Raw genomic sequence first — 23,770 nt, forward strand, 5'->3', positions numbered from 1 at the left:
GCGCCGCGGGGCACGCGCACGCGCCGCACCGACCACACCCGCCGCACCGACCGCACGCACCGCACCGCCGGCGCCCGCGCCGTGCACGTCCGCGCCGGGCGCCTGCTCGCCGCGGGTGTGCTCGCGGCGCTCGCCGCGGCCGGCTTCGCCGCACCCGCGACCGCGCTCGGACCCGCACCCGTACCCGCGACGACGGACGCCGGGACGCCCGCCGTCACGTGGTCCGTGCGCCCCGGCACGCCCGACGGCCCGGACGGGCGGCTGTCGCTGCGGCACGTCCTCGACCCGGGGGCGTCGGTCGACGACGCGGTCGTGCTCGACAACCTGGGCGACCGCGCCGCGACGTTCGCGGTGTACGCGGGCGACGGCACGCTGTCCGAGGGCGGCGACTTCGACCTGCCGCCCGGCGGCTCGACACCCGCGGACGGCGGCGCGTGGGTCACGCTCGGCGACGTCCCCGGGGCCGAGCGCCAGGCGGACGGCGCGCTGCGCGTCACGCTCGACCCCGGTGCGCGCGCGACCGTGCCGGTGACGGTCACGGTGCCCGCGGACGCGACGCCGGGCGACCACCCGGCGGGCGTCGTGGCCGAGCTCGTCACGGGCGACACCGTGCGGCTCGCGGCGCGCACGGGCGTGCGCCTGCACCTGCGCGTGACGGGCGAGGTCACGGCCGCGCTCGCGCCGCAGGACGTCGAGGCGCACTGGGAGCCGTCGTGGAACCCGTTCGCGCCCGGGACGGTGCACGTGCGCTACCGCGTCGCGAACACCGGCGACGTGCGGCTCGCGGCCCGCACGGTCGCGGAGCTCGCGGGCCCGGGCGGGGTCGGCGCCGCCGAGCACCGCGCCGAGCTGCGCGAGGTGCTGCCCGGGCAGTCCGCGTGGGTCGAGGGCGACCTGCGGGTGTGGCCCGTGGTCCGCGCGGCCGGGCACGTCGACACGCGCCCGTGGGTCGTGGGCGACGACGTCGTGGACGCGGCGCTGCGCACGGGCTCGGCGTCGGTCGTGGTGTGGGCCGTGCCGTGGTCGCAGCTCGCGCTGCTGGTCGTGGTCGTGGGCGGGGTCGTGCTGGTGCGGTGGCGGCGCCGACGGACGGCCGCGCTCGTGCAGTCGCGGGTCGACGCCGCGCTGGCCGCGGCGGGGGTGCCGGCGGCAGCGCAGCCGGCTGGCCCGGAGCGGTCGGCGACGACGACGCCGGCGGGGGCCGACGACGCGGAGGCGACGCCGGCCGTGCCGGTGGCCCGCACCGACACGGCCTGATGCCGACCCGTCGCCGCGACGCTCGCGCCGCCCGTCGCGGGCCTCAGACCTCGCCGGCCTCCTGCGCAGCCCGCAGCGCGCGCAGCGCCTCGAGCGCGAGCGCGTGGTCGTCGGCCTGCGGCAGCCCCGAGATCGCGAGCGTGCCGACGGCGCCGGCACCGTCCACGACGACGGGGACGCAGCCGCCCGCGGTCGCGTAGCGCGCGGGGTCGAGGCCGTAGTCGGCGAGCGTCTGGCCCTTCGCGGCCAGCCGTCGCCCGACGACGTACGACGCGGTGCCGAACCGGCGGACCGTGCGGACCTTGCGCTCGACCCACCCGTCGTTGTCGGCGCACGTGCCCGGCCGGGACGCGTGCACGAGCTGGTGCTCGCCGCGGCGCACGTCGACCACGACCGGCAGGTCGCGCTCGGCGGCGACGCGCCAGACCCACGTGCCGAGCCACCACGCGTCGTCGTGCCCGAACCGCACGAGCGTCACGTCCCGCAGCTCGGCCTCGAGCCGCTCGACCAGCGCCGTCGCGTCGTCCTGCGTGTCAGCCATGTGCCGTCCCTCTCGTCCGCCGGCCGTGCGCCGGCACCCGACCGTACGCCCGGCCGCGGTGCCGCGGCCGGGCGTACGGCGCCTGCTCCGTGCCCTGCTGCGGCGGTCAGATCTGGATGTCGCCGCAGAGATGGACCTCGATGCCCATGCCGTGGAGCATGGCGGCCTTGGCGGTCAGGGCCTTGTCGGCGGTGGTCGCGTCGGGGGCGTAGGCCACGTTGAGGTGGTTGGCCTTGTGGCGGGCCATGAACTGGTCACGGGTCACGCCGTGCAGCACGGCGTGCAGGATCGGCCACTCCGGGTTCGTGGCCTCCTTACGACGCTGGGTCTCGGCGGCGGGCAGGTCGACCGCGGTGGCGCGGCCCAGGTCGGCGTGCAACCGGCCGTCGGCGATGTAGATGCGGGACCAGACCACTTCCCCGGCCTTGCAGACCCCGTTGAGGGTGGACCCGCCGGCGGGGAAGAACACCGGGTCCTGCCGCCACCCCTGCGCGCCGGCGTACCCGCCGTCCAGGTGCGAGGCCGGCACCGACCCCGAGATCTCCCACACCCACACGAAGTCCCCGTCGAAGTCCTCGCCCCAGCGCACGTCGTGCAGCGTGGTGGCCGGGTCCAGACCCATCGCCGACCACACCCGGTTGGTCACCAGCGCGTCGACCGCGACACCCTCGTCGGCCTCGTTGAAGTGCGGCACCGCCCGCCCGTCCCACAGCACCCGGGACCCGTCACGCGAACGCACCGGCGGACGCGCCACGTTGTTCAACAACCCCTCGGCCAGGTCCGAGGCCGGGCACACGTCCTTCAACCCCTGCTGGTACTGGATCCCCACCGCGTCCAACCCGAAGTCATCGGCGATCCACAACGCCGCCACGTACATCTTGTACTGCCACTGCAGCTGCTCACGCGTCAGCTCCGTGGCCTCGTCCGTGCCCAGACGGAACGTCATCCCCGCCTCCAGCAACCACGCGTGCACACCGTTCGCGACCTCGTCGGGGACCTGCTGCATCTGCGCCCACAACGCCGACTGCGACAACCGCTCCTTGTAGATCCCCGTGGGGTTGAGCAGCTCGTCATCGAAGATCGCGTTGTACATGCCCATGCAACCCTCGTCGAACACCCCGATGATCGCCTTGTCCCGCACCAGCTGGGTCGCCAACGCCGTGCCCAGCTCGACCTCGGGACCCTCCGGCAGGGCAGGCAGCGGGCGCACGTGCGACGCGTCGTGCACGATCCGCCAGTGCGTCAGCCACGACGCGATCCCGGCACGGAACCACTCGTCCGTGCCGTCGACCGTCCAGATCGTCGAGTACTCCCGCCCCATCTTCGTCATGCCCGCGTTCAACCCCAGCAGGCCGACCAGACCCGGCCAGTCCCCCGCGAAGTTCGCCACCGTCAACACCGGACCCCGATGCGACCGCAGACCCGCCAGCACGTGATGCGAGTACTGCCACACCGCCTCGGCGACCACCAGAGGCGCATCCGGCGGAATGCTCGCGAACACCTCCAGACCCATCCGCTGCGAGCTGATGAACCCATGACCCGTCACCGGATCCACCCCGTTCGCCCGCACCAGATCCCACCCCTGCTCCGCGAACGCGTCAGTCACCACCCGCTCCAACGCCACCTGCGTCGCCCACCCCGCCGCGTTCGCCGACTCCCGCAGATCACCCGACGCCACCAGATACGCCGTCCGCGGCGGGGCGACGGGCTCGGGGGCGAGCGTGGGCACGGCGTAGGTGGACATGGCGGTCTCTCCTCGGTGGTCGGGGCCCGCCGCGCGACGGTGCGCGGGGGCGGGGTGCGCGGCGGTGCGGTGCTCGTCGGCGCGGTACTGGTCGGCGGGGTGCAGGTCGGCGGTGCGCTCGGTTGCGGACGTCGGGGGCACGGCCGACCCTCGCCGCTGCGTGGGCACGGCCGGGCCGGTCATGCCGCGTCCTGCTCGACGAACGCCGCGATGCGGCCCCGCAGCGCGTCCAGCGCGGCCCGGTCGTCGTCGTCGAGCGGGCGGAAGGGCCGCCGGCAGTTGCCCGTGACGTCGCCGCGCGCGCACGCCAGGTACTTGGCGGACTGGAACACGCCGTGCGCGACGAGCGTCTCGACGACCTCGTTGATCTGCGACTGCGTGCGCCGCGCGCCCGCCAGGTCGCCCGCGGCGAACCGGTCGCGCACGCGCGCGAACAGCTCGGGCTGGATGTTGACGGTCGTGCCGATCGTCGCGCGCGCACCCACCGCCAGGGCCGACAGGTACTGCTCGTCGAACCCGTTGACGAAGACCTTGTCGGGGAAGGCCTGCACGAGCCGCTCGAGCGAGTACAGGTTGTGGTCGGTGTGCTTCATGCCGACCACGCGCGGGTGCGCCAGCAGCGTCGACGCGTTGGACTTGTCGAACGCGACGCGCGTGAACTGCGGGATGTTGTAGAGCAGCACCGGCACGTCCACCGCCTCGACGACCTCGAGGTAGTACCGCTCGATCTCGTCGGGCGTGAACGCGTAGTAGTACGGCGGGATCATCGAGATCGCCGAGACGCCGGACTCCTGCGCGTCCCGCGCGAGCGCGACGGTCTGCGCGGTGCTCGCCGTGCCGACGTGCGCGACGACCGGCACGCGCCCGGCGACCTGCCGGGTCACGCGCTCGACGACCTGCTGCCGCTCGTCGAGCGAGAGCAGCAGCGCCTCGCCCGACGAGCCGCAGCAGTAGAACCCCTCGACGCCGCGTGCGAGCTGCTCCTCGACGACCTCGCCCAGCACGTCGAGGTCGATCGAGTCGTCGGCGCGCGTGGGCGTGACCAGCGCCGAGAAGATCCGCTCGAGGTCGCTCACCACGCCGTCCACCCGCCGTCGACCACGAGGTTCGCGCCCGTCATGTAGCGCGACCCGTCGCTGAGCAGGTAGACGACGGGCGCCAGGAAGTCGTCCGTCGTGGCCATGCGGCCGATCGGGATACGGCTCGTGTAGTTGGCCTGGAACGTCTCGTCCTGCGTGTCGCGCTCGATCCCCGACGGCGTGAGCGTGTTGACGCGGATGCCGTGCCGGCCCCAGTACGTCGCGCAGTACCGCGTGAGGTTGTAGACGCCGGACTTCGACGCCGAGTACGCGACGGGCTTCACAAACGGGACGCCCGTGCGCTCCTCCTGGTACGCGTAGATGTCCTGGACCGGCGAGAGCATGCCGTAGATCGAGCCGACCGCGACGATCGAGCCGGGCTTGCCGGCCTCGCGGATGCGCCGCCCCACGGCCTGCGTGATGAGGAACGTACCCGTGAGGTTGACGTCCACGACCTGCCGGAACACCTCGACCGGGAACTGCTCGAACGGGCCCGAGACCTCGGGCGGCGCGCTGGGCTGCGTGTCGATGCCCGCGGTGTTGACCAGGCCGTCGGGTGCGCCCCACGGCTCCAGCACGGCGTCGAGGCCCGCCTCGATGCTGCCCTGGTCGGCGATGTCGAGCGCCGCGAACCGCAGGTGCGGGTGGTCCACGAGGTCCGCGAGCGCGTGCCCCGGGCCGGGCGCGGCCTCGCGCGAGACCGCCGCGACGCGCGCGCCGCGCGCCAGCAGCTCACGCGTGAGGGCCGAGCCGAGCTGACCCAGCGCGCCGGTGACGACGATCGTGCGGCCCTCGAGGCCGAAGAGGTGGTCGGTCACGGTCACACCTCCACCCGGTGCGCCGCGAGGTGCTCGGTGTTGAGCTCGAGGCCGTGCCCGGGCACGTCGCGCGGCACGAAGAACCCGTGCTGCGGCGGCTGCGGCAGGATCGCGCCGAGCTCGGTGAGCGTGCCGCCGTCGGTCATCTCGCCGCACAGCGCGTTCGGCACCGAGCACAGGACGTGCGCGGACAGCTCGACGACGAAGTGCGGGGCCATGGGTGCGCAGTACGCGCGGGCGAGCGCCGCGATGTCGAGGTACGGCGTGATGCCGCCGACGCGCCCCAGGTCGGCCTGCACGAAGTCGCACGCGTCGTTGGCGAGGTACTGGTTGAACTGCTGCAGCGTGTACACGTTCTCGCCCAGGCCGATCGGCGTGGTCGAGCGCGCCCGCAGCCGCTGGTGCGCCACGACGTCGTCGACGCGCAGCGGCTCCTCGACCCAGTACAGACCCAGGTGCTCGAACCGGGACATGGCCTGCACGGCCTGCCCGAGGGTCCAGCCCTGGTTCGCGTCGACCATGAGCGGGTACATGCCGACGGCCTCGCGGATCTTGGTGAGCCGCTCGACGTCCTCCTCGAGGTCGGGCTTGCCGACCTTGACCTTGGCCGCGAAGTAGCCGTCCGCCTTCCAGCCCTTGACCTGCTCGACGACCTCCTCGGCCGACAGGTTGAGGTTGATGCCCGACCCGTACAGCGGCACGCGGTCGCGCACGCGGCCCAGCAGGTCCGCGAGCGGCACGTCGCGCTCCTTGGCGAGCGCGTCCCACACGGCGATGTCGACGGCCGCGAGCGCGAGCGTCGTCGTGCCGCCGGGGCCGTTGTCGCGCAGGTACTGCCACGAGCGGTGCCACAGCGGGACGGCCGCGACCTCCTGGCCGATGAGGGTCGGCGTCAGCTCCTCGAGCATCGCCATCATGGCGCGCCCGCCGACGCCGGACGTGTGGGACAGGCCCACGCCCACGACGCCCGTGTCGGTCGTCAGGTGCGCGGTGATGATCTCGATGTGGGTGACGACGTGGATCTGGTCGCCCCACGTGCCCTTCGGCAGGGGCAGGCGGGACAGCTGGTACTCGATGCTCTCGATCTTCACGACGGGGTCCTTCCGGGAGTGGTGCGAGCGGGTGCCGGCGGGGTGGGTCTGCGCTGCGCGATCACCCCTTGACGGCGCCCGCGGCGAGGCCCGCGACGAGGCGCTTCTGGACGACGAGGAACCCGGCGACGACCGGGAGGACGGCGAGCACGCCGCCCGCGGTGAGCAGGTCCCACCGGATCTGGTACTCGCCGATGAACAGGTGCAGGCCGATCGGCAGCGTGCGCGTCGACGTCGACTGCATGAAGGTCAGCGCGTACAGGAACTCGTTCCACGACAGGATGAAGATGTACGTGCCGGCGGCGACCATGCCGGGGGCGAGCAGCGGGACGATGATCATGCGGACCACCTGCCACGAGCTCGCGCCGTCGATGCGGCCGGACTCCTCGAGCTCGCGCGGGATCGAGTCGAGGAACCCCTTGAGCAGCCACGTCGCGAACGGCGTCGCGAACGCCGCGTGCACGAGCGCGAGGCCCAGCACGTTGTCGAGCAGGTTGAACACCCGCAGCTGCCCCTGCAGCGAGATGACGAGCAGCACCGCGGGCAGCAGCTGCGCCACGAGCACCGCGACCATGAACACCTGGCGCCCCACGAACTCGAAGCGGGACAGCGCGATCGCGGCGCCGCTCGCGCAGACCAGCGCCAGCGGCACGGCGACGGCCGCGACCACGAGGCTGTTGCGCAGGTACGTGAGGAACGGCGTCGAGCCCAGCAGCTCGGAGTACGCCGCGGTGCTGATCTCGGACGGCCACAGCGACGCACCCGCGGACGCGAGCTGCGACGACGGCGTCAGCGACGTGAGGAACATGACCACGTAGGGCCCGAGGATCGTCACGATCCAGACGGTCAGCAGCACGTACAAGCCGGTGCGGCGCGCGGCCGCCAGGCCGGTGAGCCGCGAGGCGACGGCGCTCATCGGCCGGCCCCCTTCCTCGAGGTGAGGCGGATGTAGACCACGACCAGCACCGACAGCACGGCCGCCTGCAGCACCGCGTACGCGGCTCCGGTGCCGAAGTCCATGGCCTTGTAGGCCGTGACGTACGACTGCAGCGACAGGGTCGTCGAGGCCAGGCCCGGCCCGCCGCCGGTCATGATGAGGACGAGGTCCACGTAGTTCGCGGTCCAGATGAGCCGCAGCAGCGTCGTGATGAGGATCGTCGGCAGGATCGCCGGCAGCACGACGTGCCGGAACACGCCCACCGGGCCGCAGCCGTCCATGCCCGCGGCCTCGCGCAGCTCGGGCGCGACGCCCTGCAGCGCTGCCAGGATCATGACGGCGAACAGCGGCACGCCCTGCCACACGTCGACCGCGACGAGCGTCGGCAGCGCGGTCGACGACTCCGAGAGGAACGCGATGGGCCGGTCGATCACCCCGAGCCCGCGCAGCGCCGCGTTGAGCACGCCGTGGTTGGGGTCGAGGATCCAGATCCACATGAGCGCGACCAGCACGCTGGGCGTCGCCCACGGGATCATCGCGAGCCCGCGGTACACGCCCCGCAGCGGGAACTTCGCGTTGAGCAGGTGCGCGCCGACCAGGCCCAGCACGAGCTGCAGCAGCACCGCACCCAGCGTCCAGACCAGCGTGTTGCGGGCCAGCAGCCCGAAGTCGGGTGCGGTGACGACGTCCACGAAGTTCTGCAGGCCGACGAACCCCTGCACGCCGACGAACGGGTTGACGTCGTTGAACGCGAACCACACGGACCGCACGAGCGGGTACCCGGCGAACGTGCCGACCAGCACGAGCGCAGGCGCGAGGTAGACGTAGGCCTCCAGCCCGCGCCGCGGGCGACGCCGCGGCGCGGGGGTGGTGGCCGAGCGGCCGGTGCCGGTGGTGCCGGTGGGACCGGCCGCTCGGGTGGTGACGGTGGTCATGGTCAGTCCTGCTCGAGCGTCGTGACGAGCTTCGCGAGCATCTCCTCGCTGGACTGCTGACCCTGCAGCGCGATCTGCACCTGCGTCTGGAACTCCTTGGCGGCGAGCTGCGCGACGCCCGGCAGGGCCGGCCAGCTCTTGGCCGTGCGCGCGGCCTCGACCGCGAGCTGCAGGTCGGGGTCGGTCGAGAACGGCTCGGACGCCGCGACGGACTCCAGCACGGGCAGCTGCCCCTGGATCGACGTCGAGACCGTGCGCATCGGCTCCTCGGTCGCGAGCCACGAGATCCACTCGAACGCCGCGTCCTTGTCCTTGCAGGACTCGAGAACGACGTTGCCGCTCATCGACGTGAGCGTCGAGGGCCCGGCCCCGTCGCCGACGGGGATCGGGACGACGCCGAGCGCGTCGCCCAGCGCCTCGCGCATCGCGTTGAGCGACCCGGGGTGGTGGATCATCATCGCGGTCGTGCCGGCCGCGAAGTTGGTCTGCACGGGCGCGAACGCCGCGGTCACCGAGCCCGGGGGCGCGGCGTCCAGCTCGGTGACGACCGACAGGTACCGCTCGTTCGCGGCGACGGCCTCCGGGCTGTCGAGCACGACGTCGCCCGAGGAGTCGACGACGTCGGCGCCGCCCGCGAACATCCAGGCCATCCACTGGTCCTGGCCGCCCGCGCCGCCGCGCACGTCGAACGCGTACTTGCCGGCCGCCGCGTCGGTGAGCGCCGCGGCCGCGTCGAGGAACTCCTGCTGCGTCGTCGGCGGCTCGATGCCCGCCTCCGCGAAGCGGTCCTTGTTGTAGTAGAGCCACAGCGTCACGTACTGGTGCGGCAGCATGTAGACGGCGTCGCTGCCCGGCAGGCGGCCCGTGTCCCACAGCGAGTCGATGACGTCGTCCTTGCCGTCCCACGCCTCGACCTGGTCGGTGAGGTCGGCGAGGATCCCCTGCGGCGCGAACTGCCCGAGCCACCAGTCCTTGCTGCGCGCCGCGCAGGCCGCGGTGCCCGAGGACGCGGCCGTGAGCAGCCGGTCCTGGTACTGCTCGAGCGGGATCGTCGTGAGGTTCACCTGCACGTCGTCGTGCGTCGCGTTGAAGTCCTTGGCGAGGTCGTCCCAGGTGGTGTCGGTGGCGTCGTCCTGCCAGAGCCAGTACTCGACGGTGGTGGGCCCCTCGGCGGCGTCGTCGCCGCCCCCGCACGCCGCGAGCGCGGTGACCGCGGCCATCGACAGCGCGACGGCGGCGACCTTGCTGCGTGCCTTCATTGCTCCTCCTTGAGCCGTGCATGACCTACGAGTGGTGGTGTCGGGTGCTCCGGGCGTGCCGGGGCGCAGCGCTGCGCCGCGGGGGCCCGGACAGGTGGTGCGGGTCGGTGGTGCCCGACCCGTCAGGTGAGGGCGGGGACGGTCGCCGCTCGGTCGTCGAGCCGGCGCCGGACCCCCCAGAAGTGCGCGTCGAGCTCGTGGGTCGCGAGCCGCACGTCACGTGCGACCACGGCCTCGAGGATCCGCGCGTGCATCGCCGCGACGGACAGCAGGTCCTCCTGCTGCCGCGCGCCCCCCTCGAGGCGCCCGTGCAGGCGCCAGAACGCGGCCGAGACGCCCTCGAAGACGCGGTTCTCGACCGACGAGAACAGCGCACGGTGGAACGCCTCGTCCTCCCGGTGCACGGGCTGCCCGCGCCGCGCACCGGTCGTCATCGCCGCGACGGTCGCCCGCAGGTCGTCCTGCTGGGCGAGCGTCATGCGGGCCGTCACCTCGGCGACGTGGCTGATCTCGAACGCGTGCCGGATCTCGAACAGCTCCTCGACCGACCGGTCCGACACGCCCAGCACGGCGGCGAGGTACAGGCCGAACCGGTCCGGGTGGAACCCGAGCCACACGCGCCGCGCCCCCTGCCGCGACCGCACCGCGCCGAACGCCTCGAGGACGCGCAGCGCCTCGCGGACCTGCGGACGCCCCGCGTGCATGGCCGCCGCCATCTCCGACTCCGTGGGGAGCACCTCGCCGACCCGCAGGCCGAGCTCCACGATCCGCTCGACCAGCCGGACGTCGACCTCGTCCTGCCCCGCCAACATGTCGGACAAGCTGCTCACCTCTTCGTCGAGGACTCGCGCCGCACCCGGAGTGCGACGAGCGCCACGCTAGGCAGGCAGCAGCGGGCAGGACAACACGAAGTGGTCACTTGTCCGACAAGGTGGTGCGAGGTGGGGGTGCGGACCCTCAGGCGTAGGGCGGCTGGATGACCGCCGCGTCGGCGTGCGCACCGGCCGCGCGCGCCGCCTCGACGGTGAGCTCGACGTCCGCGAGCGGCCCCTCGACCAGCAGCGGGTCACCCGTCGCGGTGTCGCCCGACCAGCGCACCGAGGCCTCGGGCGGCGGCTGGAACGCGACGCCCGGGGGCAGACGGACCACCGCGGCCGCGCGCACGCGCTCGTCGTCCGCGAGGCGCAGCAGCACCGCACGCACCTGCGGCAGCCGCTCGACCGTGCGCGCGAGCAGCCGCGCGCGCCGCTCGCCCGCGCGGAACGTCACGACGACCAGGCCCGCGTCGTCGTGCACGTCGCCCGTCGCCATCGAGTCGACGTTGACGCCGCGCGTCGCGAACACGCCCGCGAGCGCGGCGATGCTGCCGGTGCGGTGGTCGGCGCGCACGTACCCGACCCAGCGCGTGTCGTCGTGGGTCACCGGGCCGCTCCGTCCGTCGTCGCCGGGGTCGTCGTCGGTGTCGTGCCCGTCCACGGCGCGCTGCCCGCCGCGACCGCGGCGGCCGCCTGCGCGAGGCGCGCGTCCTCGTCGGGCGGCAGCGGGTCCAGCAGCACGCGCGTCCACCCCTCGGGCCCGACGACGACGGGCACGCCGAGCACGCCGTCGACCGGTGAGCCGCCCACCGACGCCTCGCCCGCGAGCGCGACCTGACCGGCCACGACGATCTCGCGGCCGTCGAGGATCGTCTCGACCAGGTCGATCGTCGCCGACGCCGTGCCCGTGGCCGTCTTGGCGCCCGACTGGTGCGTCATCCACGGCCGCGCGACGACCCGCAGGTCGGGCGGCCAGGTGTCGATGAGCGCGAACGCCGCCGCGATGTCCCGCGAGGCCACGGCCATGAGCTGCGCCTTCGCGTCCGCGACCTCCGCGGGGAACGTCGCGAGCGTGCGGCCGGCGCGCAGCCGCGCCACGGCCCGCTCGCGCTCGTCGACGTCGAGGCCGCTGATGCGCACGGTCGACCACAGCGGCACCGCGTCCTCGCCGTGCTGCCCGCCGACGAACCCGCCCACGCGGTGCCGACGCACCCCCAGGGACACCGCGAGCTCGCGGCGGAACCGCAGCGTGTCGAGCCACGCGCCCATGCCGATCACACGGTGCCGCCCCAGCCGCTCGGCGAGGATCGCGACACCCAGCTCGACCGGGTTCGACACCACGACCACGACCTCGCTGCCCGAGCCGTGCGCGGCCAGCGCGTCGGCGTACGCGCGAAACACCGCGGCGTTGTCGGCCGCGAGCTCCGCGCGCGACGCGGGCACGCCGTCGCTCGTCGGCGGGGGCGTGCGCCCGGCCGCCACGACCACGACGTCCGCGACCACGTCGTCCGGGTCCAGCGCGACGTCCAGCAGCGGCGCGTGCTCGTCGTACGCGTCGACGAGGTCCGTGCGCAGGCCGTGCACCGCACGCCCCGACGCGCCGCCGGGCCGCCCGACGAGCTGCAGCCGCGACGTCGGCGGCAGCACCTGCCGCTCCACGAGCTGCGTGCAGATCTGCCGGCCCACGTCGCCCGTCGCCCCGAGCACCGCCACGTCCATGCCGGTCACGGTACGGGTGCCGGATGACGCGCACGTTGCGCGCGGCCGCGCCGGGCGTGCGGGTCAGGCCCGCGACGTCAGGCCGACGGGAACAGCGACGCGATGACCACCGAGCAGACGATGCCGATCAGCGGCAGCAGCAGCCCGAAGCGCCACCACACGTTGACGTCGGTCGCACCGTTCGGGTCGAGCGCGCGGCCCTCCTCGTCGGAGATCGCGCGCTGCGCCCAGCCGTCGGGCGTGGCCGTCGCGAGCGTGTAGCCCTTGGGCCACGAGATGCGGAACAGCCAGAAGAGGTGGAAGTACGCCCACGCGCGCACCAGGACGCGTCCCGGGTCGAGCTCGGCCGTCTTGCCGCGTCGTCCCCAGCCGAAGAAGATCATGTGCCGTCCCGTGCTCGTGGTGTCGGTGCCCTGGTGGCCGTGCCCCGCGGCCCTGCCGCAGGGAAGACTAAGCGGTCATAACCGACGGGCTCGTGCTGTGACCACGACTCCACCCGTCCGGCGGAACGACCGTCACCGCCCCGCGTAGGCCCCGAGACCGCGCTCGGCGAGGCGCGCCGTGAGCGCCGCCGCGTCGAACGGGGCACGCACCTTCACGTCGTTGTCGAAGTAGACGTGCACGTCACGCGGCCGGTCGGGGGCCGGGCGCGTGAGGCGCGGGCCGTCCGGCGGGGGCGCGCCCGTGGCCCACGCCGCGACCTTCGCGGCCCACGCGTCGAGCTGCGTGTCGTCGTACCCCGACACGTACAGCTCGCCGTGCCCGTGCAGACGCACGTAGACGACGTCACTCGTCACGTCCTCCAGGTGCGGCCAGCGTCCCGCGGTGTCGGCGACGACCAGGCCGACGTCGTGCGCGCGCAGCAGCTGCGGGAACGCGGGCGTGACGAACGAGTCGTGCCGCACCTCCAGCACGTGCCGCAGCGGCCGGTCCGCGTCCGTCGTCGTCAGCGCGCGCCCCTCGGGGACCTTGTCGCCGTGCCGCTCCGCCAGGCGCGCCGCCGCCGTGGTGCTGCGCGGCAGCAGGTCGAAGAACGGGGCCAGCCGGTCGGCGTCGAAGCCGAGGTTTGGCGGCAGCTGCCACAGCAGCGGCCCGAGCCGGTCGCCCAGCGCCAGCACGCCCGACGCGAAGAAGTTCGCGAGCGCCGTCTCGACGCCCGCGAGCTTCTTCATGTGCGTGACGAAGCGCGGGCCCTTCACCGAGAACACGAACCCCTCGGGGGTGTCGGACCGCCACGCGCGGTACGAGTCCGGGCGCTGCAACGAGTAGAACGAGCCGTTGATCTCGATCGACCCCAGGTGCGCGGCCGCGTACGCGAGCTCGCTGCGCTGCGGCAGGCCCCGCGGGTAGAACACGCCCCGCCACGGCGGGTACCGCCACCCCGAGATGCCGATGCGCACCGCGCCTGCCATGCGGCGACTGTAGGAGCGCGCCGGCGCGGGCGCTGCCCGGGGCCCGGTCCCGCCCTACGACGGGCCCCGGCGGGTCTCGCCCCGGCCGCCCGGTCCGGTCAGCGACCGGTCGGCGACAGCCCCGGCACTGTCATGCCCAGCCACTCCTGCGTGCGCTCGGCGAGCCAGCGCGCGTACGGGCCGAGGTCGACGTCCGTGCCCGCCCACTCCTCGAGCGTCGCGAGAGCCGCGTGCGAGTCCGCGCCGGGGTCGTCCCGCTCGCTGGGGTCGTCGGCGACCGACCCGTCGAGGTGCACCTTGACTCCCTCGGTGTGCTCGATCCACAGCGCGGTCCGCAGCACGTCGTCCGCGTCCGGCGGCACGTCGTGCGGACGCGTGACGAAGAGGCACGCGCACCAGCGCTCGGGCAGGTCGTCGGTCTCCGCGAGGAGCTGCAGGTTGGCCTGCGTGACGGTGAGCGGCTCCGGTAGCGCGACGGGGTCGTCCGCCTCCTCCGCGACCACCTCGGCGACGGCGAGCACGACCTCGGCGAGTGCGATGGCGCCCGGGTCCTCGAGCCCGAGGCCGGGCAGCGCCACGAGCTCGGTCATGATCGGGCTGGTCCGTAGCTGCTGCGACCCTCGACCCAGGACGAGGACGAAGTCGCCACCGGGCTCGACCTCGATCCCGAGCGTGCGCCCGGTGCGCTGCCGCAGCTCGCCGAGCACGGCACCACGCTCGTCACCGGCACGCAGCTGCACGGTTCCCTCGAAGCCCGCGGCGTGCAGCACCGTGAGCGCCGGCTGCGCGTCGTCGAGCACGCGGCGCAGCTCACGCGTCCAGACCAGCGCCGAGGTGAACTGCCCCTCAACCACGTCGACGGTCAGGGCGGTGCCCGCACCGAGCGCCTCGGGCGGCGGGGTGTGGTCGCGTCGGAACAGCCTCACGTCTCTCCTGTCACCGGGGTCGCCGTGACCCTAGCGGTGGAGGTGCGTCGGCGGGGTCGGAAGTCGGGTCAGAAGTCGAACAGGTCCTCGAGCCACGACTCGCGCTTCTTGCGCTTGCGGCCGTCGTACCCGCGGCGGTCGTCGTAGCCGCCCCGCTGGTCGTACCCGCCGCGGGGGTCGTAGCCCCCGCGAGGATCGGGAGCGGGGCGCTCGTCGTACCCGCGCCGGTCGTCGTACCCGCGCGGCTCGGGGGTGCCGTACGCGGGCGCGGGCGCCGCAGCACCCGGGACGGCGCGCGGGTCGACGCCCGGTGCGGCCGGTGCGGCGCGGTCGAGGATCTTGTCGAGCTCGCCGCGGTCCAGCCAGATGCCGCGGCACACCGGGCAGTAGTCGATCTCGACTCCCTGGCGGTCGGTCATGACGAGCGTCGCCTGGTCGACGGGGCACAGCATGGCGGGACTCCTCTCGGCAGCGTGGGCACACGCTACGTGGCTGCCCTGTGGACCGCCCGCCATCGGTCACGGCAGCCGCACGCCGACCAGCGCCTCGGTCTCCTCGCGCACGCGCCGCCCGAGCGCGGGCTCGCGGTAGCGCGGGTCGCCGGCGCCCAGCACGGGCAGGCCGGTGACCCGGCCCGCGGGCCCCCAGTACTGACCGCTCTCGACGTGCGGGTCCGCGGCCGCGCGCACGGCGGACCACGCGCCCGCGTCCTTCCCCGCGCCGACGAGGCCCCACAGCGGCTCGACGCCGCGGTCGGCGCGGCGGGGGTCGAGGACGCCGGGCCGCAGCGGGCTGCGCGAGCCGATCGCGACGCCGGGGTGGCTGAGCAGCGCGAGGGTCGACGAGCCCGTGGCGCGCAGGTGCCGGTCGAGCTCGGCGAAGAACGCCTCGTGCACGGCCTTAGACAGCACGTAGCGACGGCCGACGGTCAGCGGCCGCGCCGACGGCAGCGGGCGGGACGCCGTCGCGAGGTCGCCGATCGCGGGGTGGAAGCGCCGCACGAGGCCGCTGGTCGTGCCGACCACGCGGGCGCCGGGCGTGCGGGCGAGCACGGGCAGCGCGTGCGCGACCAGCGCCGCGTTGCCGAGGTGCCCGGTGCCCATGACCGGGTCGAAGCCGTCGGCCGTGGCCGCACCGGCCGTGCGCAGCACCATGACGGCCGCGTTGAGCACGAGCGCGTCGACCCGGTCGAGGTCCGCGAGCGCGTCGGCCGCGCGGCGCACCGAGTCGAGCGACGCGAGGTCGAGCGGCAGCACGCTCGTGACGGCGGCGGGGTGCTGCGCGGCGATCGCGGCCTGCGCGGCGGCGGCGCGGTCCGCGTCGCGCGCGGCGAGGACGACGTGCGCACCGGCGCCCGCGAGCTGCTCGGCGATGAAGTAGCCGATGCCCGCGCTGCCGCCCGTGACGACGACGGTGCGGCCGGTCTGGTCGGGCAGGTGGTGCGGGTCCCACGCGGTGGCGGCTGCAGTGGTGGTGGCACGGGGCGTGGTGGACGCGGGCATGAGGACTCCGATCAGAAGCGGAACCACTCTCCGGTTCCGACTCGGCGGACTCTAAGCGGATCCGGATTCCGTTTCAAGGTAGGGTCGTCGCATGGCCGCCCTCCGCTCCGACGCCGCGCGCAACCGCACCGCCCTGCTCGACGCCGCCCGGACCGCGCGCGACGAGCGCGGCTACCCCCCGGCGCTGGCCGACGTCGCCACTCGCGCGGGCGTCGGGGTCGGCACGGCGTACCGGCACTTCCCGTCCCACCGGGCGCTCGTCGAGGCGCTCGCGCTCGAGACGCTCGACCCGCTCGTGACGGCCGTGCGCGACGCTGCCGACGACCCCGCGGCCGACGCGTTCGGCGACCTCGTCGTGGGCGCGATGCGCCTGCTCGCGGACGACCCCGCCCTCGCCGAGGTCGTGAGCGACTCCGGCGGCGCCGGCCCCGAGCTGCGCGCCGTGCTCGACGAGCTGCTCACCGCGTTCGGCGCGCTGCTCGCCCGCGCGCAGGCCGCCGGCGACGTCCGCCCCGACCTCACGCCCGTCGACGTGCAGCACCTCGTGTGCGGCATGCAGGTCGCGGTCCGCCTGGCCCGCACGGCCGACGACGGCGCGGCCACCCGCTACGCGTCCGTGCTGCTCCACGGCCTGCGCCCCTGACGACCGCGACGAGCCGCGGGGCCCGCCATGTCGACGACGTCCCCGGCGCAGGTCCCGCCGGCGCCGGACCCCAGGCACGTCAGGGCGTGCCGGTCAGCGCCCCTCCGAGCGCAGCAGCGCGGCCACCAGCCCGACGACGCGCGAGAGCAGCGGGTCACCGGCCGGTGCCCACCACCCGTGGTCCGCGACCGGCTCGACCTCCAGGCGGTCGCCGTCGCGCGTGACGCGCGCGGTGGCCAGGTGCACGCGCACCGAGCCGACCACCGCGTACCGACCGTCGACCCGCACGCGTGCGGCGTCGGCCGGGTCGAGGTCGGCCAGGACGTGCTCGAGCACGGCGCGGCGGAGTGCGAGCACGCCCGCCGGGGACGCCCCCACCCGCTCCGCCGGCTCCTCGTCACCGTCGAGCGCGACCGCCGACGTGCTGACGACCAGGTCGACAGAGCGCAGCAGCTCGGACACCGGCACCGTGGGCAGCTCGTCCGCCGGCACCGGGACGAGCACCGTGCCGCTGCGCCCCGGCTGCGCGTGCCGTCCGGCGCGTCCGACCCGGACGCCGGTCACGCGCGCCGTCCCGGTGACGCCGGGGTACAGGCTCGTGTCCGTCGAGATCTCGGCGCGCAGACCACCGGCGGTCCGCGCGAGGACGTCGTGCTCCGCCCCCCACCCCTGCGTCCGGGCGACACCGACCAGCTGGGTGGCGTCCACGACGGCACCGGTGAACCCGTCGTCGACCGCGGCGTAGTGCTCGCGGAACACCTGGCGGAACGGCTGCTCCAGCTGCTCGGACCACACGTGCGCGCGCCATGCCTCCCGTTCGGCGGGCGACGCGGCCGCCGGGTGCCAGAGCCGGACCTCGTCGTCGTCGCGCAGGTCGACGGCTGCACCCGACGCGTCGACGAACGCACCCGGGACGCCGCGGAACGATCCCGCCCGCGCGCCCGTCCACACGAGGCCAGCCGCGACCCGCGACGTCGCGGGCGTCCCGTGCACGAGTGCGGTCCACGTCCCCGCAGGCCATCGCGGGTCGAGCGTGAAGCAGGCCTCGAGCGTCCTCGTCCACGCCGTGACCTGCGCACGCGTCGGGGTCCCCGCGGTGGGCAGGCGCAGCGCGACGGCGGGGCGGCCCGCGAGGTTCCGGCGGGCGGCGCCGGCGTACCGCGCGAGCTTCTTGCGCACTCCCGCGTGCCGCGCCTCCGTGGCTGCGGCGGTGAGCGCGGCCACGGCCTCGGGGGTCGGCAGGTCGCGCATCGAGCGCGCGACGGCGAAGCACATCGCCTGCGACGGGAGCGTGCGCGCGCTGCCGGGTGCGACGCTCACGTCGGCGAGGGTCGCGGCGGCGGCGGCCACCCAGGGCGCGTCGAGCCAGAGACCGGTCGCGACGGCTCTCTCGACGACGCGTGCCTCCTCGGGGGTGAACGCGCCGTCCGCGACGTACGGCACCTCGCCCGCCCGGACGGCACGGGCCCGGGCGGCCGCCCGGGCCACGATCCGCTCGGCGGCGTCGGCGTAGACGGGGTCGACGCCGAGGGCGGCGTACTCGGGCGTCAGGTCGTCGCCGTCCTCCGCGAACGCCCAGTGCTCCCGCACGGTCGCGAGCGCAGCCGCGGCAGCCGGACCGAGGTGCGGCTCGGCCGCTCGCTCGGCAGCGACGAGCTCGGGGACGTCGGCGCCTGCGCCCTGCCCGGAAGGGTCGGACGCGGGGACGTCGGGCTCGGGGACGTCGGGCTGCTGGTCGCTCACGCGGTCATCGTGCCGGAGGCCGCCGACACCCCGTCGTGCGTCAGGCCGCCCGGCGCAGCATCGACCAGACCGACGGCCCGTCCGAGACGTCGACCTGCGCGACGACCTCGAACCCGTGCCTCCGGTACAGCGTCACGTTGCGCGGGTCGGACGTGTCGAGCACGACCGGCACGTCGCCGATGCGGTCGAGACCCTCGCTGACGAGGCGCGAGCCCAGGCCCGCACCGCGCGCCGCGGGCAGGACGCCCAGGGTCGCGAGGGTCCACGCCCCGGCGGGTGGCTCGGGGCTCGGTGCGGCGCCCAGGCGCTCGATGCGGTCGCCGTGCAGCTCGGCGACGCGGTGCCACACCTCGTCGGCGGGCGGCGGGACGTCGACGGGCACGAACGCGACCACGCCCTGCACGTCGTCGTCGACCAGGACGACGCCGTGCTCGACCGCGTGCGCGAGGTACAGGCCCTGCACCTCGGCGAGCCGCGCCGCGTGGTCGTCGGCCGGCAGCACCCAGTCGGTCCACGCGTAGCCCGTGAACGCGTCGGCCAGCACCTGCGCGGCGGCGGGGACGTCGGCCGCGGTCGCGGTGCGCACGGCGCTCACAGCGTGCCCTGCCACGCGACGACCCGGTCGGCCGCCTCGGCGACCACCGCCGGCGAGGACGCGAAGGACAGCCGGACCCAGTCACGGCCGCCCACGGGGTCGAAGTCGGTGCCGGGGGTCAGTGCCACCCCGGCCTCGTCGAGCAGTCGGGCGCAGTACGTCACGGCGTCGAGGCTAGTCGAGGCCACGTTGCCGTACAGGTAGAAGGCCCCGTCGGCGGGTGCGACGGGGTCCCAGCCGAGGTCGGGCAGGCGGTCGAGCAGGAGCCTGCGGGACTCGGCGTAGCGCTCGACGTTGGCGCGCGCGGCGGCCATGCCCTCGTCGCTGAACGCCGCGACGCCCGCGTGCTGCGCGAGCGCCGGCGGGCACAGCGCGACGTTGCCCGCGAGCGCGTCGACGGGTGCCACGAGGTCGTCGGGCAGCACGAGCCAGCCCAGGCGCCAGCCCGTCATCGCCCAGTACTTGGAGAACGAGTTGACGACGACCGCACCGGTGCCCAGGTACCGGGCCGCGGTCGCGGTGGCCGGCGTCTCGCCCGACGCGTCCGGGTACGTGATGCCGTGGTAGATCTCGTCGCTGACCAGGCGCACGCCGTGCTCGCCGCACCACGCGGCGAGGGCCGCGAGCTCGTCCGGCGCGATCATCGTGCCGGTCGGGTTGGCGGGCGACGCGACCACGAGCCCGTCGACGGGCTGGTCGAGCGCCTCGAGCTGTGCGACCGTCGGCTGGTACCGCTGCTCGGGACCGCACGGCAGGTCGACGACCTCGCAGCCCAGCGCCGTGAGGATGTTCGCGTACGCCGGGTACCCGGGGCGCGCGAGGGCCACGCGGTCGCCGACGTCGAACGCCGCGAGGAACGCGAGCATGAACCCGCCCGACGAGCCCGTCGTCACCGCGACCCGCGCCGGGTCGACGTCGACGCCGTGGGTGCCCCGGTAGTGCGCCGCGATGGCCGCGCGCAGCCCCGGCGCGCCCAGCGACTCGGTGTACCCCAGGTCGCCCGCCGTCAGCAGGTCGATCGCGCGCTGCCGCACGACGTCCGACGCCCCGGTCGACGGCTCGCCCGCGCACAGGTTGAGCACGTGCTCGCCCGCGGCGCGGCGCGCGTTCGCGGCGGCGAGGATCTCCATGACGGCGAACGGCGGCACGTGCGCGCGGGCGGCGACCTTCATGCGGGCCAGTCTGCCGTGCACGGGGACGTCGACGCGGACTCAGGAAAGCGTGCCCGCGCTGCGCAGCAGTGCCTCCATCGCCCGCTGCGCACGTGTGACGTCACCCTCGCGGACGGAGCCCGAGGCGTAGGCCGCCTGCGTCTTGAGCGAGAGCAGCGTGTGGAGGTGTCGGGCCATCGTCGGGTCGGCGGACCTCAGCAGCTCGATCGCCTCGTGGTGGCTCTCGCTGCGCCAGTAGTGCCCGAGCCGTGCGCAGCAGATCGCATCGGCAGCGGCGATGCCGGCGTGGACCGCCAGGGTCACGTACGCGTCCGCGACGTCACGTGGGTCGTCGGCCAGGCTCAGCTGGTCGGCGGCTGCGTCGCCGAACTGCCGAGCCTTGGCGAGTCGACCGGCGCGCACGCCCGAGGTTGCGGGCTGAAGTCTCACGACGGCGCCGCCGCGCGTCGGAGGGCACGACGCAGCCAGTGCTCGTCGCCCGCGACCCGGACCCCGTCACGCTGCGCGTTCTGCAGCACGGGCCGCAGGCTCTCGTCACGGACCTGGTCCTGGTCCAGGAGGAGCACCCGCGCATCGTTCCCGGTCCATGCGTGGACCCGGTCCTCCAGATCCCGGACGAATGCCTCGACCTCGTCCGCGGCGGCGGTCGGGAGGATCACGAGCAGGTCGACGTCGGACGTCTCGGTGGTCTGCGACCTGGCCCACGACCCGAAGATCGATGCGTAGAGCGGCTGGACCGGCCACGTGTCGAGCTGCCGCGACATCCTGACGACGAGCTCGACCGGCTGGGCCGCGAGCAGCCGAAGTCCCGGCACCGCGAGGTGGTCCGAGTTGAGTCGGTACGTGATCGCGTGGCCGACGTGCACGGCGTTCACGACCCCCTGGCGCGAGAGCCGCTCGAGCGTGCGGCGCACACCGTCGACGGATCGCTCCGGGATCAGACGTTGCAGCTGCCCCGCGGTGAAAGCGGCACCCTCTGCGCGCAGCAGCCGGTGCAGCACGTCGGCGTCGAGCGTGGGCGCGACGACGGCGAGCGGGCGGGCGACGTCCATCCGCCGATGATGTCGACGACTGTCGAATATTCTCGACTTTCGTCGATCATTCTCGACGCGCCGCCGAGTCGCTCCCCTCAGCCCCTCCTCCGCCCGACCGCGAGCGCGGGATCGCCGACCACGTCCACGCCGCGCCGGTGCGGAGCGCGTCGGATCACGACGCGACCGCGACCAGGGGGCGGCACGCGACGGTGAGGGTGTGCGTGTCGGGCCAGTCGACGGGCCCGCCCGTCGCCGGGTCCCGCAGCGCCGCGCCGACGCGCAGGCGGTGCTCGACGAGCCAGTCGTTGCGCCACGGGCCGCTGCCGGGCTCGAGCTCGAACCCGACGCCCGTCAGGAGGTCCGCCCAGTCGTCGCCCGTGAGGTCGCAGAACCGCTCGTGGCACTCCGACAGCCACGAGTCCGTGTAGTCGCGGGTGCACAGGTACTCCATCGCGGTGCGCAGCGACGTGCGCGCGACGCTGCGGCCGTCCTCGCCCGCGACCCACTCGTACCTCACGTCGGCGCCGGACAGCCGCGGGAAGTCGTGCGCGAACTGCGTGAAGCGCGCCGCGGGGTCCAGGCCCGCGACGTGCGCCGCGGCCTCGGCGCGCGGCAGGGCGTCCAGGTCGCGCGCGGGCACGTCGCCGTCGCCGTCGAGCACGAGGTCGACGACGCGGTCGGGGTCGGCCGGGCCGAGCACGTCGGAGTTGATCCACACGCCGCCCGGGCGCGTGTGCGCGAAGATCCGACGCGCCAGCAGCTCGAGGTCCGCGCGGCCCGCGCCGTAGCTGGAGATCTCGTGCGTGAGCGCGATCGTCGTCGTCGTGTCGACCGAGCGGTCCGGGAACACCGGCCCCAGCAGCAGGTTGCGCTGCGCGAAGAACACGTTCGGGTTGGCGAACACGCCCTGCGCGCGGCGGTGCTCGGCCTCCGCGACCAGGTGCCGCGACACGTCGACGCCGTACAGGTCGGACTCCGCGAGGCGCGGGTCCCGCGCGGCGCGCTCCAGCAGGCCCCCGGCCGCGCAGCCCAGGTCGACGACGCGCCCCGGGCGCACGTGCGGCGCGACCTGCGCCCACTTGCGGTCCGACGCGTCGTCGAACGCCGCCGTGTACGTCGCGTAGTCGCGCGTCGCGGTCAGGTCGCCGTCGTCCTGCACGGTCGGGTCGGTGTGCACCAGGCGCACGAGCTCGTCCAGCCGGTACCGCTCGTAGAACGCGACGGCCTCGGGGTGCGCGAGCGTCCGCCACGCGTCGTCGCCCGCGACCATGCGCTCGAGCACGACCCACGGCCGGTCCGGGTCGCCGGGCGCACCCGCCTCGACCGTCGCGATCCGGAAGCCCTCGGCCGCGTACATCGCGGCGACCTCGGGCGTCGAGCACGCGACCACCGTGTCAGCGGGCGTCAGCGGCGCACCCAGCACCAGCTCGGACGTCGCTAGGACGGTGTGCGCGAACCGCGGGCTCGGCGGCACGTCCGCCACGGGCACGACGAGCGACGGCAGCCCCGCGCGCGTCGTCACCGCCTCGACCATCGCCTCGCGCCGGTGCGCCGGCACGGGGTTGCGGCGCGTGCCGCTGTGCGTCGCGGACGTCACCGCCCACACCACGCGCGCGTCGGGCGCGCACTCGACCGACTCGCCCGCGGAGTCGCGCACGCGCCCCGCGAGCAGGTCGGTCAGGTACGCCACCTGGAACGCCGTGACCAGGTGGTGACGGCCGGGGAAAAGGACGTGACGGATCGCAGGCACGGACGGCAACGCTGCCACACGCGCGCCGCCGTCACCTCACGGGCGTCACCGACGCGGGCGCCTCGCGACCAGGCCCGTCGACGGACAGGCTGAGGACTCCACGGACACGGGCACGCGGCTGTCCGTCGTCCGCGAGGGTGTCCGTCGACGAGCGGGGAACGCGGGGCGAGGTGCGCGGGTGCGGACGGGTCAGCGGTCCAGTGCGTCCAGCGCGGCGCGCACGTGCGCGACGATCCCGTCCGCGGCCGCCTCGATCTCGGCGAGCGTCGTCTCGAACCCGGAGTCCGGGCCGTACCAGGGGTCGTCGACGTCGAGCACGTGCTCGGGCTGGCCCGGCTCGGCGGGCGCCGCGGGGTCGAACGTGCGGAGCATCCGGATGCGGTCCGTGAGCGCCGGGTCGCCGTCCACCAGCCGTCGCAGCGCCCGCGCGTGCGCGGCCGTCATCGGCAGCACGAGGTCACGCTCCGCGAGCTCCGACGCCCGCACCTGCCGTGCGCGGTGCCCCTCGCCCGTCGGGTAGCCGTGCTGGCGCAGCACCGCGCGCGCCCGCGGGTCCACCGGGTTGCCGTGCTCCTCGTCGCTGACGCCCGTCGAGTCGACCTCGACGACGTCGCCGAGGCCCGCGTCGGCCAGGCGCTGCCGCAGCACCACCTCGGCCATCGGGGAGCGGCAGATGTTGCCGGTGCAGACGGTCATGACGCGGTACGGGCGGCTCACGCGTCCATCCTCCCAGGCCGTGCGGGCGGCTCGTCGGCGCCGAGGTCTGCGGCACGCCCGCGCGTCGACGATGCGCGTCGA

Annotated in this window: 25 protein-coding genes; 2 read left to right on the forward strand and 23 right to left on the reverse strand. The window is 74.7% G+C overall.

What is annotated here, in order from left to right:
- A partial coding sequence (locus tag ATM99_RS19360) for a hypothetical protein (RefSeq protein ID WP_062103109.1) occupies positions 1–1,257 on the forward strand: 1,257 nt, incomplete at its 5' end.
- Positions 1,258–1,300: 43 nt separating this feature from the next.
- Here ATM99_RS19360 and ATM99_RS11790 read toward each other — a convergent pair.
- The 16 genes from ATM99_RS11790 to ATM99_RS11865 all read right to left on the reverse strand — a co-directional run bounded on the left by ATM99_RS11790 (position 1,301) and on the right by ATM99_RS11865 (position 16,035).
- Positions 1,301–1,798 carry a heme-degrading domain-containing protein gene (locus tag ATM99_RS11790; RefSeq protein ID WP_046529737.1) on the reverse strand — a complete coding sequence of 166 codons (498 nt, stop codon included), beginning with the start codon at positions 1,796–1,798 and terminating at the stop codon, positions 1,301–1,303.
- Between the two features lie 106 nt (positions 1,799–1,904).
- Positions 1,905–3,542 (reverse strand): fucose isomerase, encoded by a 1,638-nt coding sequence (locus ATM99_RS11795; protein ID WP_062103128.1) that lies wholly within the window; start codon positions 3,540–3,542, stop codon positions 1,905–1,907.
- 179 nt (positions 3,543–3,721) lie between these two features.
- Positions 3,722–4,618 (reverse strand): dihydrodipicolinate synthase family protein, encoded by an 897-nt coding sequence (locus ATM99_RS11800; protein WP_223305031.1) that lies wholly within the window; start codon positions 4,616–4,618, stop codon positions 3,722–3,724.
- Positions 4,615–5,439: an SDR family oxidoreductase gene (locus ATM99_RS11805; RefSeq protein WP_062103110.1), complete on the reverse strand. Its 825-nt coding sequence runs from the start codon at positions 5,437–5,439 to the stop codon at positions 4,615–4,617. Before ATM99_RS11805 ends, ATM99_RS11800 begins: the two co-directional genes overlap by 4 nt.
- A 2-nt stretch (positions 5,440–5,441) precedes the next feature.
- Complete coding sequence (locus ATM99_RS11810) at positions 5,442–6,530, reverse strand: mandelate racemase/muconate lactonizing enzyme family protein (protein WP_062103111.1); 1,089 nt, start codon at positions 6,528–6,530, stop codon at positions 5,442–5,444.
- A 61-nt stretch (positions 6,531–6,591) separates the two neighbouring features.
- Positions 6,592–7,446 (reverse strand): carbohydrate ABC transporter permease, encoded by an 855-nt coding sequence (locus ATM99_RS11815; protein ID WP_062103112.1) that lies wholly within the window; start codon positions 7,444–7,446, stop codon positions 6,592–6,594.
- Positions 7,443–8,402 (reverse strand): carbohydrate ABC transporter permease, encoded by a 960-nt coding sequence (locus ATM99_RS11820; RefSeq protein ID WP_052748396.1) that lies wholly within the window; start codon positions 8,400–8,402, stop codon positions 7,443–7,445. The genes ATM99_RS11815 and ATM99_RS11820 overlap by 4 nt, the downstream gene beginning before the upstream one ends.
- A gap of 2 nt (positions 8,403–8,404) precedes the next feature.
- Entirely contained in the window at positions 8,405–9,661 is a 1,257-nt protein-coding gene (locus tag ATM99_RS11825; protein ID WP_062103113.1) for a sugar ABC transporter substrate-binding protein, read from the reverse strand.
- 122 nt (positions 9,662–9,783) lie between these two features.
- Positions 9,784–10,473, reverse strand: a complete 690-nt coding sequence (locus ATM99_RS11830; protein WP_046529732.1) for a FadR/GntR family transcriptional regulator — start codon at positions 10,471–10,473, stop codon at positions 9,784–9,786.
- Positions 10,474–10,618: 145 nt separating this feature from the next.
- Positions 10,619–11,083, reverse strand: a complete 465-nt coding sequence (locus tag ATM99_RS11835; RefSeq protein ID WP_163274896.1) for an ACT domain-containing protein — start codon at positions 11,081–11,083, stop codon at positions 10,619–10,621.
- Complete coding sequence (locus ATM99_RS11840) at positions 11,080–12,195, reverse strand: lactate dehydrogenase (protein ID WP_062103130.1); 1,116 nt, start codon at positions 12,193–12,195, stop codon at positions 11,080–11,082. The genes ATM99_RS11835 and ATM99_RS11840 overlap by 4 nt, the downstream gene beginning before the upstream one ends.
- Before the next feature lie 77 nt (positions 12,196–12,272).
- Positions 12,273–12,578, reverse strand: a complete 306-nt coding sequence (locus ATM99_RS11845; RefSeq protein WP_062103115.1) for a hypothetical protein — start codon at positions 12,576–12,578, stop codon at positions 12,273–12,275.
- Positions 12,579–12,710: 132 nt separating this feature from the next.
- The gene (locus tag ATM99_RS11850) at positions 12,711–13,607 is read right to left on the reverse strand and encodes a DUF72 domain-containing protein (protein WP_062103116.1); all 897 of its coding nucleotides are present in this window, start codon (positions 13,605–13,607) and stop codon (positions 12,711–12,713) included.
- Positions 13,608–13,705: 98 nt separating this feature from the next.
- Positions 13,706–14,533 (reverse strand): hypothetical protein, encoded by an 828-nt coding sequence (locus ATM99_RS11855; RefSeq protein WP_062103117.1) that lies wholly within the window; start codon positions 14,531–14,533, stop codon positions 13,706–13,708.
- A 68-nt stretch (positions 14,534–14,601) separates the two neighbouring features.
- On the reverse strand, positions 14,602–14,985 hold the full coding sequence (locus ATM99_RS11860) for a zf-TFIIB domain-containing protein (RefSeq protein WP_062103118.1): 384 nt from the start codon (positions 14,983–14,985) through the stop codon (positions 14,602–14,604).
- A 66-nt stretch (positions 14,986–15,051) separates the two neighbouring features.
- Entirely contained in the window at positions 15,052–16,035 is a 984-nt protein-coding gene (locus tag ATM99_RS11865) for an SDR family NAD(P)-dependent oxidoreductase (protein ID WP_062103119.1), read from the reverse strand.
- 91 nt (positions 16,036–16,126) lie between these two features.
- Between ATM99_RS11865 and ATM99_RS11870 the strand changes: the two genes are divergently transcribed.
- Positions 16,127–16,678: a TetR/AcrR family transcriptional regulator gene (locus tag ATM99_RS11870; RefSeq protein ID WP_062103120.1), complete on the forward strand. Its 552-nt coding sequence runs from the start codon at positions 16,127–16,129 to the stop codon at positions 16,676–16,678.
- 93 nt (positions 16,679–16,771) lie between these two features.
- Here the strand turns inward: ATM99_RS11870 and ATM99_RS11875 are convergent, their stop codons facing one another.
- From ATM99_RS11875 to ATM99_RS11905, 7 genes are all read right to left on the reverse strand, one after another.
- Positions 16,772–18,421, reverse strand: coding sequence for a DUF4132 domain-containing protein (locus tag ATM99_RS11875; protein WP_062103121.1), 1,650 nt, complete (start codon positions 18,419–18,421; stop codon positions 16,772–16,774).
- A gap of 40 nt (positions 18,422–18,461) precedes the next feature.
- Positions 18,462–19,031, reverse strand: coding sequence for a GNAT family N-acetyltransferase (locus ATM99_RS11880; RefSeq protein WP_082659654.1), 570 nt, complete (start codon positions 19,029–19,031; stop codon positions 18,462–18,464).
- A complete protein-coding gene (locus ATM99_RS11885) occupies positions 19,013–20,188 on the reverse strand; it encodes an aminotransferase class I/II-fold pyridoxal phosphate-dependent enzyme (RefSeq protein ID WP_062103123.1) in 1,176 nt (391 codons plus the stop codon). Before ATM99_RS11885 ends, ATM99_RS11880 begins: the two co-directional genes overlap by 19 nt.
- A gap of 39 nt (positions 20,189–20,227) precedes the next feature.
- The gene (locus ATM99_RS11890; RefSeq protein ID WP_062103124.1) at positions 20,228–20,590 is read right to left on the reverse strand and encodes a hypothetical protein; all 363 of its coding nucleotides are present in this window, start codon (positions 20,588–20,590) and stop codon (positions 20,228–20,230) included.
- A 23-nt stretch (positions 20,591–20,613) separates the two neighbouring features.
- Positions 20,614–21,240 carry a nucleotidyltransferase domain-containing protein gene (locus ATM99_RS11895; RefSeq protein WP_062103125.1) on the reverse strand — a complete coding sequence of 209 codons (627 nt, stop codon included), beginning with the start codon at positions 21,238–21,240 and terminating at the stop codon, positions 20,614–20,616.
- Between the two features lie 154 nt (positions 21,241–21,394).
- Entirely contained in the window at positions 21,395–22,972 is a 1,578-nt protein-coding gene (locus ATM99_RS11900; RefSeq protein WP_223305034.1) for a class I SAM-dependent methyltransferase, read from the reverse strand.
- Positions 22,973–23,161: 189 nt separating this feature from the next.
- Positions 23,162–23,689: a low molecular weight protein-tyrosine-phosphatase gene (locus tag ATM99_RS11905; protein WP_304438278.1), complete on the reverse strand. Its 528-nt coding sequence runs from the start codon at positions 23,687–23,689 to the stop codon at positions 23,162–23,164.
- Positions 23,690–23,770 lie beyond the last annotated feature (81 nt).

Origin of the sequence: Cellulomonas sp. B6 (assembly GCF_001462455.1) — a bacterium.
GTDB lineage: Bacteria > Actinomycetota > Actinomycetes > Actinomycetales > Cellulomonadaceae > Cellulomonas.

Coding starts and splice junctions, on each gene's coding strand:
- ATM99_RS11790 (WP_046529737.1), bottom strand. CDS start 1,798: ATGGCTGACACGCAGGACGACGCGACGGCGCTGGTCGAGCGGCTCGAG.
- ATM99_RS11795 (WP_062103128.1), bottom strand. CDS start 3,542: ATGTCCACCTACGCCGTGCCCACGCTCGCCCCCGAGCCCGTCGCCCCG.
- ATM99_RS11815 (WP_062103112.1), bottom strand. CDS start 7,446: ATGAGCGCCGTCGCCTCGCGGCTCACCGGCCTGGCGGCCGCGCGCCGC.
- ATM99_RS11820 (WP_052748396.1), bottom strand. CDS start 8,402: ATGACCACCGTCACCACCCGAGCGGCCGGTCCCACCGGCACCACCGGC.
- ATM99_RS11825 (WP_062103113.1), bottom strand. CDS start 9,661: ATGAAGGCACGCAGCAAGGTCGCCGCCGTCGCGCTGTCGATGGCCGCG.
- ATM99_RS11830 (WP_046529732.1), bottom strand. CDS start 10,473: ATGTTGGCGGGGCAGGACGAGGTCGACGTCCGGCTGGTCGAGCGGATC.
- ATM99_RS11840 (WP_062103130.1), bottom strand. CDS start 12,195: ATGGACGTGGCGGTGCTCGGGGCGACGGGCGACGTGGGCCGGCAGATC.
- ATM99_RS11845 (WP_062103115.1), bottom strand. CDS start 12,578: ATGATCTTCTTCGGCTGGGGACGACGCGGCAAGACGGCCGAGCTCGAC.
- ATM99_RS11850 (WP_062103116.1), bottom strand. CDS start 13,607: ATGGCAGGCGCGGTGCGCATCGGCATCTCGGGGTGGCGGTACCCGCCG.
- ATM99_RS11860 (WP_062103118.1), bottom strand. CDS start 14,985: ATGCTGTGCCCCGTCGACCAGGCGACGCTCGTCATGACCGACCGCCAG.
- ATM99_RS11865 (WP_062103119.1), bottom strand. CDS start 16,035: ATGCCCGCGTCCACCACGCCCCGTGCCACCACCACTGCAGCCGCCACC.
- ATM99_RS11870 (WP_062103120.1), top strand. CDS start 16,127: ATGGCCGCCCTCCGCTCCGACGCCGCGCGCAACCGCACCGCCCTGCTC.
- ATM99_RS11885 (WP_062103123.1), bottom strand. CDS start 20,188: ATGAAGGTCGCCGCCCGCGCGCACGTGCCGCCGTTCGCCGTCATGGAG.
- ATM99_RS11895 (WP_062103125.1), bottom strand. CDS start 21,240: ATGGACGTCGCCCGCCCGCTCGCCGTCGTCGCGCCCACGCTCGACGCC.